10 protein-coding genes and 1 pseudogene are annotated in these 11,682 nt (G+C 73.1%); 7 read left to right on the forward strand and 4 right to left on the reverse strand.

Translation table 11 applies throughout. From position 1 onward, the window contains the following. The first annotated feature begins 48 nt into the window (after positions 1-48). Entirely contained in the window at positions 49-822 is a 774-nt protein-coding gene (locus ACWFR4_RS05775) for an MBL fold metallo-hydrolase (protein ID WP_453466369.1), read from the forward strand. Then, the gene (locus ACWFR4_RS05780; protein ID WP_453466367.1) at positions 819-1,481 is read left to right on the forward strand and encodes a DedA family protein; all 663 of its coding nucleotides are present in this window, start codon (positions 819-821) and stop codon (positions 1,479-1,481) included. Before ACWFR4_RS05775 ends, ACWFR4_RS05780 begins: the two co-directional genes overlap by 4 nt. Here ACWFR4_RS05780 and ACWFR4_RS05785 read toward each other — a convergent pair. The 3 genes from ACWFR4_RS05785 to ACWFR4_RS05795 form a co-directional block, all read right to left on the reverse strand. Beyond that, positions 1,461-2,486 (reverse strand): MBL fold metallo-hydrolase, encoded by a 1,026-nt coding sequence (locus tag ACWFR4_RS05785; protein ID WP_453651036.1) that lies wholly within the window; start codon positions 2,484-2,486, stop codon positions 1,461-1,463. The two genes, ACWFR4_RS05780 and ACWFR4_RS05785, sit on opposite strands and share 21 nt — an antisense overlap. Next, positions 2,483-3,742: an aminotransferase class I/II-fold pyridoxal phosphate-dependent enzyme gene (locus tag ACWFR4_RS05790; RefSeq protein ID WP_453466363.1), complete on the reverse strand. Its 1,260-nt coding sequence runs from the start codon at positions 3,740-3,742 to the stop codon at positions 2,483-2,485. The genes ACWFR4_RS05785 and ACWFR4_RS05790 overlap by 4 nt, the downstream gene beginning before the upstream one ends. Before the next feature lie 217 nt (positions 3,743-3,959). Next, complete coding sequence (locus tag ACWFR4_RS05795) at positions 3,960-5,591, reverse strand: ATP-binding cassette domain-containing protein (protein ID WP_453466361.1); 1,632 nt, start codon at positions 5,589-5,591, stop codon at positions 3,960-3,962. A gap of 92 nt (positions 5,592-5,683) precedes the next feature. Between ACWFR4_RS05795 and ACWFR4_RS05800 the strand changes: the two genes are divergently transcribed. From ACWFR4_RS05800 to ACWFR4_RS05815, 4 genes and pseudogenes are all read left to right on the forward strand, one after another. After that, entirely contained in the window at positions 5,684-7,189 is a 1,506-nt protein-coding gene (locus ACWFR4_RS05800; RefSeq protein WP_453651038.1) for a phosphatase PAP2 family protein, read from the forward strand. A gap of 109 nt (positions 7,190-7,298) precedes the next feature. Next, a complete protein-coding gene (locus ACWFR4_RS05805; RefSeq protein WP_453651040.1) occupies positions 7,299-8,138 on the forward strand; it encodes a class I SAM-dependent methyltransferase in 840 nt (279 codons plus the stop codon). Positions 8,139-8,253: 115 nt separating this feature from the next. Then, positions 8,254-8,613 (forward strand): VOC family protein, encoded by a 360-nt coding sequence (locus ACWFR4_RS05810; RefSeq protein ID WP_453456287.1) that lies wholly within the window; start codon positions 8,254-8,256, stop codon positions 8,611-8,613. A 95-nt stretch (positions 8,614-8,708) separates the two neighbouring features. Next, positions 8,709-9,050: pseudogene (locus tag ACWFR4_RS05815) on the forward strand (site-specific integrase); the annotation flags it as partial. Here the strand turns inward: ACWFR4_RS05815 and ACWFR4_RS05820 are convergent. Continuing rightward, positions 9,013-10,254, reverse strand: a complete 1,242-nt coding sequence (locus ACWFR4_RS05820) for an MFS transporter (RefSeq protein WP_453651042.1) — start codon at positions 10,252-10,254, stop codon at positions 9,013-9,015. The pseudogene ACWFR4_RS05815 and the gene ACWFR4_RS05820 overlap by 38 nt on opposite strands. Positions 10,255-10,353: 99 nt before the next feature. Here ACWFR4_RS05820 and ACWFR4_RS05825 point away from each other — a divergent pair, with 99 nt between their 5' ends. Then, positions 10,354-11,439 (forward strand): DUF5937 family protein, encoded by a 1,086-nt coding sequence (locus ACWFR4_RS05825; protein WP_453456292.1) that lies wholly within the window; start codon positions 10,354-10,356, stop codon positions 11,437-11,439. Positions 11,440-11,682: the final 243 nt, after the last annotated feature.

Below are 11,682 nucleotides of genomic sequence, written 5' to 3' on the forward strand. Positions count from 1 at the left end.
ACTCCTGCCCGTAGGCTCGGGGGGAGTCGCACGGAGGAGGTCCTGGAGGTGCCGGTGGAGATCACCTGGTGGGGTCACGCCACCTGCACGGTCGAGGACTCGGGGATCCGTGTGCTGACCGACCCGCTCTTCACGCGCCGCCTCGCCCATCTGCGCCGGCGCCGCGGGGCGCCCCCGCCGCCCGAGGCCGCCGTCGCCGACGTCGTCCTTGTCTCGCATCTGCACGCCGACCATCTGCACGTCCCGTCCCTGGCCCGGCTCGCCCCAGGCACCCTGGTCCTGCTCCCGCGAGGGGCCCGGCGCGCGGTGCCCGGCCTGCGCAAACTCACGCACCTGCGGCTCACGGAGGTCGAGCCGGGCACGCGCGTGGAGGTGGGCGACCTCGTCGTACGGGCCGTGCCCGCGTCGCACGACGGGCGGCGCATCCCCGTGGGACCGCACCGCTCCCCCGCGCTCGGGTTCGTGGTGAGCGGCGAGGCCCGCACGTATTTCGCCGGTGACACCGGGCTTTTCGACTCCATGGCGGAGGCGGTGGGCGAGGTGGATGTGGCGTTGCTCCCGGTCGGGGGGTGGGGGCCCTGTCTCGGGCCGCACCATCTGGACGCGGGCCGGGCCGCCGAGGCGCTCGCGCGGATCGCGCCGCGCAGCGCCGTGCCGGTGCACTACGGGACATACTGGCCGATCGGCATGGACGCGGTGCGGCCGCACGAATTCCACACGCCGGGCGACGAGTTCGTGCGGCGCTCCGCCGAGCTGGCGCCCGAGGTGACGGTGCATCTGCTCGGTCACGGCGAGAGCGTGCGGCCGGAGGTCGCCAGGTGAACCCGGCCGGTCGCGCAGGGCACGAGCTGCTCGCCGCCGCGGTGACGCACACTCCTCCGGAGTCCACCCAACAGGCGGTCGGATACCCGTCGCTGTTCCTGCTGATCGTGATCGGGGCGCTCGTGCCGGTCGTCCCCACGGGGGCGCTCGTCAGCTCGGCGGCCGTGGTCGCCTTCCATCAGACGGCGCCGTTCTCGCTGCTCCTGGTGTTCGGTGTCTCCGCGTCCGCGGCGTTCCTCGGCGATGTGGCGCTGTACTGGCTGGGGCAGCGCGGCATGGGTTCGAAGAACGGCTCGAAGTGGCTGGCCGCGATCCGCGACCGGGCGCCCGAGGAGCGGCTCGCCCAGGCGCAGGAAAAGCTCGCCGACCACGGGGTGATGGTGCTCGTCCTGTCCCGGCTCGTGCCCGCCGGGCGCATCCCCGTGATGCTGGCGTGCCTGATGGCGAGGATGCCGCTGCGGCAGTTCGCCCGCGGGGATGTCCCGGCGTGCCTGGCCTGGGCCTTGACGTATCAGCTCATCGGCATCCTCGGCGGCTCCCTGTTCAGCGAGCCGTGGGAGGGCGTCGTGGCGGCGGTCGGCCTGACGCTGCTGTTCAGCGCGGCGCCCGCCGTGTGGCGGCGGCTGCGCGGGGGACGCTCAGACGGTCAGCACGCGTGAGGCACCGACCGGCAGGTCCCACAGGTCCTTGCGCGCACGGCCTGCCTTCTGCCAGGCGGCCCGTACGCGCGTGAGGGGTTCGAGGACCGGCTCGGCCGAGAGCAGGAACGTGGCCCAGTGCATGGGTGCCATCCGGCGCGCGCCCACGTCCTGCGCCGCCTGCACCGCTTCTTCCGGGTCGCAGTGGACGTCCCGCAGCCACCAGCGCGGATCGTAGGCGCCGATGGGCAGGAGCGCCAGGTCGATGCCGGGGTAGCGGCTGCCGATCTCCGAGAACCAGTGGCCGTATCCGGTGTCCCCCGCGAAGTAGACCCGCTGTCCCTCCAGGTCGGTGAGGACCCAACCGCCCCACAGGGTGCGGCAGGTGTCGACGAGGCTGCGCTTGGACCAGTGGTGGGCCGGGACGAAGTCGAAGCGCACGCCGCCCAGTTCGGCCGCCTCCCACCAGTCGAGCTCCGTGACGCGGGTGAAGCGGCGGCGCGTGAACCAGCGGCCGAGTCCGGCGGGCACGAACACGGGGGTGTCCCTCGGGAGCCTTTTGAGGGTGGGGGCGTCCAGGTGGTCGTAGTGGTTGTGGCTGATCACGACGGCGTCGACGCGCGGCAGGGCGCTCCAGGCGACGCCCGCGGGCGTGACGCGGGCGGGGGTGCCGATTATCTTGCGGGACCAGACGGGGTCGGTGAGCACGGTGAGTCCGCCTATGCGCAGCACCCAACTGGCGTGCCCCGCCCAGCTGACGGCGACGGTACGGGCGTCCACGGCCGGCAGCGGGCCCGGCTCGAACGGCAGGGCGGCGATCTCGGTCAGGGCCTCGGGCGGCGGCCGCAGCGCGCCCTCCCTGGCGAACCGGGCGAAGGCGCGCAGTCCGGGCAGCGGCGCCGTCAGGCGGTCGGCGAACGACTTGGGCCAGATGCGTCCCCCGCCGAGCGGCTTCGGCTCGGCGAGGGGTACGAAGGAAGCGGGGGCATCAGCTCGCTGTGCCGTCGACTCGGACTGCTGCGTCATCGAGGACTCTCCCATCCCTTGACGTCGGCCCTGAGATCGTCGAGTGCCGACTCCAACATGCTCAACGCCCGCTGCACGTGCGGCAATTCCAGGGGTTCCGGTGCGGTGAGAGACGTCATGCGCTCCTGCGGGGTTGAGCCGAGGAAGGGGCCGGTGGACAGGCGTACGCGCAGTGCGGCGAGGTCGTCGCCGAAGCGGTGGCCGCCGGGGGTGGGCATGCCCAGCCTCCCGGAGAGGCGGTCCTCCAGGTCCTGGGCGTCGCCGACACCGCGCGCGGCGAGTGCGGGGCGCAGCCGGTCCAGGTCCGCGTACAAGTGGCGGCCGGCCTCGGGCGGCCGGGCGAGTCCGCCGGAGACGAGCAACGCGCGGTGCACGGCGGCGGCCACGCGCGCGTCGAGGGCGGTCGTGGCGCGCAGGCGTGCGGTGATCCCGGCGGGTTCGCCGAGCGCGTACGTGGCGGCCGCCGCGGCGGGGGCCGAGAGGACCGCGCCGAGCGCCGTGAGGACGTCCAGGACGCGGGCGCGCAGTGCGGTCCCGCGCGCCGTGGCGGGGAGGCGGGCGACGGCCGCGGGCAGTCCGGGCGGCAGGTAGGCGCCGGTGAGGTCGGTGACGACGGTGACGTGCTCGGGCAGCATCTCGGCGGGGCCGATCAGGACGGTGGCGCGGGCCGGGTCGTGGTGCAGGGTGTCGCGCCAGGTCTCGTCGCTGACGATGTGCAGGCCCTCGGCCGCGGCGGCCTCGACGGCCTCGTGCAGGATCTCGGGCGGCGGCACCGTCCCGGTCGGGTCGTCGGCGACGGACAGGACGAGGAGCCGCGGGTCACCGCCCTCGGCGCGGACCCGGCGCACGGTTTCGAGGAGGGCGTACGGATCGGGGACGCCGCCGCACTCGGCGGGCGTCGCCACGTGGAAGACCGACCGGCCAAGGAGTCGCGCCTGGGGCTCCCACCAGGCCGGGCAGGGCCGGGGCAGCAGCACGTCGCCGCCGATCGCGGCGGTCAGCGCCAGGAGCAGGGGTACGCCGCCGGGCGCGGCCGCGGTGCTGCCCGGTTCGGCGGGAAGGCCGCGGCGCAGCCAGTAGCCGCAGGCCGCGTCGAGGAGGGCGGGGGCGCCGCCGGGCGGTTCCGGGACTGCCGGGTCCGCGGCGGCAGCAGCGGCGGCCAGCTCGGGCAGGACGGGAAGGCCGTCGTCCGGCAGCGGCGGCCCGTACCGGACGGGCCCGCGCCCCTCCAGGATCCCGTGGTCGTTGCCCCGCATGTGCCACCTCCACGCGCTGCCAGTCCGCACTGCCGGGACCTCATGGGCACCTCATACCCTCCCCAGCCTCTCCCGAGCCGCACGCTCCCGCGCGGCCTGCGCGGGAGGGTCGGTGCCCGTCGCCCGGAAGCGGGAGCACGGGGGACTGCGGCGGGAGGAGGGCGCCGCGGGCCTGGGCCGAGTGGGTGACGGGGCGGCAGCAGGGGCGCCGCGGCGGTTACCCCCGCGCCCGCTCCACCCTGCGCTCGTCCCAGACGGGCTCGTCGGACTCGCGCAGGCGGCCGTCGCTGCCGAAGACGAGGTAGCGGTCGAAGGAGCGGGCGAACCAGCGGTCGTGCGTGACGGCGAGGACCGTGCCGTCGAACGCCTCCAGGCCCTCCTGGAGGGCCTCTGCGGAATCCAGGTCGAGGTTGTCCGTCGGCTCGTCGAGGAGGAGCGCCGTCACTCCGGCCAGTTCGAGCAGCAGGATCTGGAAGCGGGCCTGCTGGCCGCCCGAGAGGCGCTCGAACTTCTGCTCGGCCTGGGCCGTCAGCTCGTAGCGCCGCAGCCGCCCCATCGCCGCGCCGCGGTCCTTGGCGTGGTCGAGCCAGAGGATGTCGAGCAGGGTGCGGCCCTGGAGCTCGGGGTGGGCGTGTGTCTGCGCGAAGTGGCCGGGCACGACGCGCGCGCCGAGCTTCCACTCTCCCGTGTGCGCGACCTCGTCGTCGGGGTTCCCGGCGAGCAGGCGCAGGAAGTGCGACTTGCCCGAGCCGTTCGAGCCGAGGACCGCGACCCGCTCGCCGTAGAAGACCTCCAGGTCGAAGGGTTGCATCAGGCCGGTCAGCTCAAGGTTTTTGCAGGTGATGGCCCGCACCCCGGTGCGGCCGCCGTGCAGGCGCATGGTGATGTCCTGCTCGCGCGGCGGCTCGGGCGGGGGTCCCGCCTCCTCGAACTTGCGCAGGCGGGTCTGCGCCGCCGCGTAGCGGGACGCCATCTCATGGCTGACCGCGGCCGCCTGCCGCAGGTTGAGGACGAGCTTCTTCAGCTGGGCGTGCTTCTCGTCCCAGCGCCTGCGCAGCTCCTCGAAGCGCGCGAACCGCTCGCGCCGCGCCTCGTGGTACGTCGCGAAGCCGGCGCCGTGCACCCAGGCGTCGGCGCCGGCGGGTCCCGGCTCGACACTGACGATCTTCTCGGCGGAGCGGGCGAGCAGCTCCCGGTCGTGGGAGACGAACAGGACCGTCTTACGGGTCTCGCGCAGCTTCTCCTCCAGCCAGCGCTTGCCGGGCACGTCGAGATAGTTGTCCGGCTCGTCGAGGAGGAGGACCTCGTCGGTGCCGCGCAGCAGCGCTTCGAGGACGAGTCGTTTCTGCTCGCCGCCGGAGAGGGTGCGGACCTCGCGGAACTGGGCCGTGTCGTACGGGATGCCGAGGGCGGCCGTGGTGCACATGTCCCAGACCGTCTCGGCCTCGTAGCCGTGTGCCTCGGCCCAGTCGGACAGGGCCTGCGCGTATTGGAGCTGCGCCGCCTCGTCGTCGACGGTCATGATCAGGTGCTCGGCCTTGTCGACGGCCTTCGCCACCTCCCGGAGCCGCGGGGTCGCGACCGATACGAGCAGGTCGCGCACGGTCGTCTCGTCGCGTACCGAGCCGACGAACTGCGACATCACGCCGAGTCCGCCGCCGACGGTGACGGTGCCGCCGTGCGGCTTCAGCTCGCCGGAGATCAGCTTGAGGAGCGTCGTCTTTCCCGCACCGTTCGGCCCGACGAGGGCGACGACGGAGCCCTCCCCGACCCGGAAGGAGACATCACCGAGCAGCGCCCGCCCGTCCGGCAAGTAGTACTCGAGATGCGCGGCTTCCAGATGTCCCATGGTCCGCATTGTGGGCGCCCGGCCGGGTGAGGAGCAAAACGATTTCGGCACGCCTTTGGGGTGCGGGGTCCCGGGACGGGTACACGTGCGCAATGTGCGCTGACCCCGACCCTCTGACGACCTGGCGGACCGCGCCCCCTGCCGGGCCCGGCCTGCGCGGCCGGCTCACCGCCCTTGACCTGCGTGTTTTCGAGTACGCGGCGCGTCGGCACTGGCCGGGCGGCGACCGCGTCCTGCCCCGGCTGAGCCGCAGCGCGAACCATGGGGTGCTGTGGTTCGCGGTGGCGGGCGCGCTGGCGGTGGGCGGCTCGCCGAAGGCCCGCCGCGCGGCCGTGCGCGGTGTCGCCTCGCTCGCCGTGGCGTCCGTGACGATCAACACACTCGGCAAGCGTTCGGTGCGCAGGCCGCGGCCCGTGCTCGACCCGGTGCCGCTGGTGCGGCGCCTGAAGCGGCAGCCGGTCACGACGTCGTTCCCGTCCGGGCACGCGGCGTCGGCGGCCGCGTTCGCGGCGGGCGTCGCGCTGGAGTCCCGTCCGCTGGGCGCGCTGGTGGCGCCCCTCGCGTTCTCCGTCGCCGCGTCCCGTGTCTATACGGGCGCGCACTTCCCGGGCGATGTCCTCGCGGGCGCCGCGCTCGGGACGGGCGCGGCGTTCGCGGTACGGGGTCTCGTGCCGACCCGCGACCAGATGCCCTCGCCGGGCCGCCCGCTGGTGGACGACGTGCCGAAGCTGCCCGGTGGTGAGGGCCTGGTGATGGTGGTCAACACGGGCGCGGGCAGTCCGGACCAGGCGCGGGCGCTGCGCGGGCTGCTGCCGCACGCCGAGATCGTCGAGGCCTCCGGGTCCGATCTGCCGGCCGCGCTGGAGAAGGCGGCGACCCGGGCGCGGGCGCTCGGGGTGTGCGGCGGGGACGGCACCGTGAACACGGCGGCAGGGGTCGCCCTGCGCCACGGTCTGCCGCTCGCCGTGCTTCCCGGCGGCACGCTCAACCACTTCGCGTACGACGTGGGGATCGAGGACCCGGGCGATCTGTCGCGGGCCGTCGAGTCGGGCGACGCCGTCGCGGTCGACGTCGGCCGCTTCCGGTCGTCGGCCACCTCCGGGATCTTCCTCAACACCTTCAGCCTGGGCGTGTACCCGGAGCTGGTGAAGGAGCGCGAGCGCTGGTCGAGGCGGATCGGCGGACGGCTCGCGGACGTGGTGGCCGCCACGCACGTGCTGCGCCGCGACCACCCGTTGCAGGCCGAACTGGACGGCAGGCGCCGGCCGTTGTGGATGGTGTTCGCGGGGAACTGCACGTACCGCCGGATGGGGCTCACGGCGGGCCGGCGCGCGGATCTCGCGGACGGCCTGCTCGACGTGCGCGTGGTGCCCGGCGGCCGGCTGCCGGGCGTACGACTGCTGGCGGCGGCGTTCGCGGGGCCGCTCTCCCGCTCCCCGTTCCACGCCTCGGTCCGGCGCACGCGGCTGCGCATGGACCGCATCAGCCCCGGCACACCACTGGCCTTCGACGGTGAAGTCGGCTCGTGCGGACGGGAGTTGACCATCGACAAGCAGCACGAGGCGCTGCGGGTCTACCGGCCGCTGACCATACTGTGACGCTCGCGAGCCGGTCCGCATCATGAGATGGGCATCTCAATATTCGGCCGGGCGGCGTACGGTGATCCCACTGGGTTCACCGCTCACCGATCTTGCGAAGGGGTCCGCCATGCCGAAGGAGACCGCTGTCTACACGCACGGCCACCACGAGTCCGTGCTGCGCTCCCACACCTGGCGCACCGCCGCCAACTCGGCTGCGTATCTGCTCGGTTCACTGAAGCCCCACATGAAGATCCTGGACATCGGGTGCGGCCCCGGCACCATCACCGCCGACCTGGCGGCGCTGGTCCCCGAGGGGCATGTCACCGGCGTGGACCATGCCGCGGGGATCCTCGACCAGGCCCGGGCGACAGCGGCCGAACGCGGCCTGACCAACGTCGACTTCGCGACCGCGGACGTCCACGCACTGGACTACCCGGACGACACGTTCTGCGTCGTGCACGCCCACCAGGTGCTCCAGCACGTCGGCGACCCGGTGCAGGCCCTGCGCGAGATGCGCCGCGTCACCAAGCCCACCGGGTTCATCGCCGTCCGCGATTCGGACTACGCGGCCATGACCTGGTACCCGAACGCGCCGGCCATGGACGACTGGCTGGACCTGTACCGGCGGGTCGCCCGCGCCAACGGCGGCGAGCCGGACGCGGGCCGGCGCCTCAAGTCCTGGGCGCTGGAGGCGGGTTTCGCCCCGGCCGACATCAACGCATCCTCCTCCACCTGGTGTTACTCCACGCCGGACGAGACCGGCTGGTGGAGCGACCTGTGGGCGGACCGCACCGTCGCCTCCGCGTACGCCGACCGAGCGACGGAGAGCGGCCACGCCACGGCCGGTCAGCTGGAGGAGATCTCCGAGGCGTGGCGGACCTGGGGGAAGCAGCCGGACGCCTGGTTCTCGGTGCTGCACGGCGAGATCCTGTGCCGCAAGACGGATCGCGAGGGCGCTGCGAGCTGAGCCGGGCGATGCGGGGCCCGTGCCGCCGGCCTCCCGGTGACACGGGCCCCGCCGCCCGCTGACCGTTCCCCGGAAACGATCACGCGTCCACGCGTGGCCAACTACGCTCACCGCTATGGAGATCCTGGGAACCACGCTGCGCATCTGCGTCGAGGACCTGGAGTCCTCGGTCGCGTTCTACGAACGGCTCGCGGGCAGCCGGGCCCTGCGCTTCGAGCGCGGCGGGGTCTCCGTCGCGGCGGTCGGCTGCTTCCTCCTGATGAGCGGTCCGACGGAGGAGATCGACGTCCTGCGCAAGGTCTCGGCGACGATCGCCGTCCCGGACGTCGACGAGGCGCACGCCGTCCTCAGCGCGTCCGGCGCACGCGTCCTCGCGGGGCCGGTCCCGACGCCCGCGGGCCGCAACCTCATCGCGATGCACCCGGACGGCTCGGTCTTCGAGTACGCCGACCGGCAGGGCCAGTCCCCGGCTTAGCGCGAGGTCGCGGGCCCGTCCCCGTACCCTCGCCCGGGGCACGCGGGAGCGAGGACGGTGGACTTGGCGGGCAACGACGCCGCCGTCGAGATCCCCGCGGGCCGGTGTTCGTCACCCACCACCGCCCGGGGTTGGGCAGGGTCGTCAGCCCCCGCGACGTGTGCCCGGACACCGGTCCGGCTCGTCTCTCCCACGGGCAGGCCCGCGCCCTGCTCGACGAGCACACGGCCCTGCGCGGACCGGGCACGGGCCGGGACCTGCACGAGTACCGCCAATCCGCCCTGACCCATCTCGGTGAACAGGGCGCCTCGCTGTCGATGCTGATGGCGAAGCCCCGGCACAAGAAGCCTACGATCGTCCGCCGCTGCTTCAAGCCGTCCCCCGAGGTGATCGCCGAGCTCACGAGCCTGCTCGCACCTGGCGGCGGCAACCGCTGAGCCGCGTTCCTTGATCCTTCTCGGTGGCAACGGCGGAGGCGGACAGAAGCGTCGCAGCGGCGAGGCCGCCCCAGAGGGCAGCCGAGCCGTGGGAGGCAAGAGCGGTGACGACCGCCGGGGAGACGGCGAGGCCGAAGCCTGTGGAGAGCTGGAAGCGGGCGAGGGAGCGTCCCAGGAAATGGGCCGGGGCGAGGGTGGTGACGAGCGCGGTGGCGCTGCCGGCATAGATGATCTCGCCGATGGTGCAGACCACGGACACCGCGGCGACGGCCGGGGCACTCCAGCGGTCTCCCAGTGAGGTGGCCGCGAGGAAGCCGAGGTAGGACGCGGCGATTACCACGCCGGAGAGGGTCAGCACGGTCCGCCGGGAGAAGCGGGACAGCAGGACGGTGACCGGAACCTGCAGGGTGACCACCAGCACCGTGTTCGCCACGAAGATGGCTGCCGCCCACACCTTGGACGCGTGCAACTGTGTCACCAGGACCAGAGGGAGCGCGACTTCGGTGATGTTGAGGCAGAAGACGTAGACCACGTTGGCGGCCAGCAGCGCGCGCATCCGGGGTGCGGGCCCGTCGGCCCTGTCCTTGGCCGAAAGAGCGGCCGGATGCGTGTGCAGGTGAACCGACCATGCCAAGGACGCCGCAGTGAGATAGGCGAGCCCGGTGACGGCTGCCAGCGCCTGCAATGCGGTGGTGCCGCCCGCCATGCATGCGGTGGCGAGGAGGCCGCCCGCGCCCAGGCCGGCGTTGCGCAGGGCGCGGCCTCCCGCGAGAGCGGCGTCGCGTTCGCGTCCGTGGGCGACAGTGGCCACCAGGGCTGCATGGGCGGCCGGCCATGCCTGGTTGCCGATGCCGAGGAAGAGTGCCGCTGTCGCGAAAAGCCAGACGTGCCCCGCAGGGGTGGCCAGCAGCAGCGCCACGCCCAGCACCCGCACCAGCATCGACGCTGCCACGACCGTGCTGCGTGCGCCGCGGTCCAGCCAGCGGCCGACAGCGGGCATGCACACCAGACCCATGACGACGCCGACCGTCATGGCGACGCCGGTGACCGACGGGGACAGCCTCAGCACCGTCATCCCGTAGAGCAGCAGAAAGGGCCGCAGCAGGCCGGTACCGAGCGCGTCCACGGCCAGGGCGACGGCATAGCGGGGGCCTCCGGAGGCACGGACGAGGGCACGCGGCTGGAGCTTGGTGGTGGTTGCCATGGCCTCAACGGTGCGTTCGGCCGCCGGGCCGGCCATGTCGGTTGACGGACACCGTCAATCGACGCGTTCGTCGGCCGTCCGACCATCGATGATGAGGGGATGACGTTGAGGATCGACATCGGCGGCCTGCCGTCCGGGCAACTGCGGTTCGCTGCCTCCCCGCTGGCCGAGCTGACCGCGATGCTGCACGTGCTGGCCGAACCCGGGCATCACCCGCAGCTCGCCGGCTGGGCCGGGGACGTCTGGGCCGGGCTGCGGCCGGAGCTGGCCGAGCGGCTCAGGGAGGCGGAGTTCCTCTGGCGTTCCTCACGAGCCGACTTCCTGGTCCCCGCTCGTCCCCGGCCGACCCTCGCCGAGGAGTTGGACGATGTGGACCGGATCGACGATGAGACCTATGTGAACGCCGCGCTCATCACCACGTGCGGCAACAACCGGGTCCACTTCGCCGCGCCGTCGCCGCTCGCCGACGCGACGGCGCGCGAGCGGGCCCTGGACCTGGCCCAGGCCCGCGGCGCGCTCCAAGAGGCCTTCGCGGAACGGCTGCTCGCGAACCCGGCCCTCGTGCGGGCACGGGTGCGTGACACCCTCGAACAGTGCGCCGAGGCCTTCTTCGACGCCGCCTGGACGGGCGCAGCCGTGCAACTCGCCACGGACCTGCGCCTCAAGAACGACCTGCTGAAGCGCCAGGGCATCGGGGCGGCACTCGCATCGGTCTCCGGCGCCGTCACCCTGGCGCCGGACGGCAACTGCATCATCGTGGACAAACTGCAGGACAATGCGACCGCCGCCCACAGCAGCGGGGTCACCTTCCTCCCCAGCGTCTTCGGCCGCCCGCACCTGGTGGTGGTCCACGCGCCCGGGTGGCAGCCTGTGGTGCAGTACCCCGTGGCCGAGGCGAGTCCATCGGAGCCGGTATCGCTGGAAACGGTCACACTACGGCTGGAGGCACTCGCGCATCCGGTACGGCTGCGGCTGCTGCGCACCCTGGCCCGCGGCCCGCACACCACCGGTGAGCTGGCCCACGCCTGGGGACTTTCACCCCCGGAGGTTTCCCGCCACCTCGCTGTCCTGCGCCGCGCGGGCCTGCTCACGGCCCGGCGGCAGGGTCGTTACGTCCGTTACACCCTCAATCTCCCCGATCTGACGGCGCTGGGGGCCGACCTGCTGGCGGCCGTACTGCGCTGAGCAGCTTCGGTCTGCCACAACACAGGCGACCGCCGCCTTCGCAACATCGTCCGCCTCGGCAGGCGCCGCGCAGACGGCCGCGGCGACAGCCACGGAGACGACGCCGCTTTGTATACCAGCCTCTACTAGATCCTGCTCTGGTTGACCAAAATTCGGGCAGAACATGCAGGTCAGAGCCGAGCAGAATGGTCCCCTCCTTGCCCGCTCCCCCATCTTGGTATACAAAATGTCGGACCAACCGAT

This window comes from Streptomyces sp. NPDC055140, assembly GCF_053607285.1.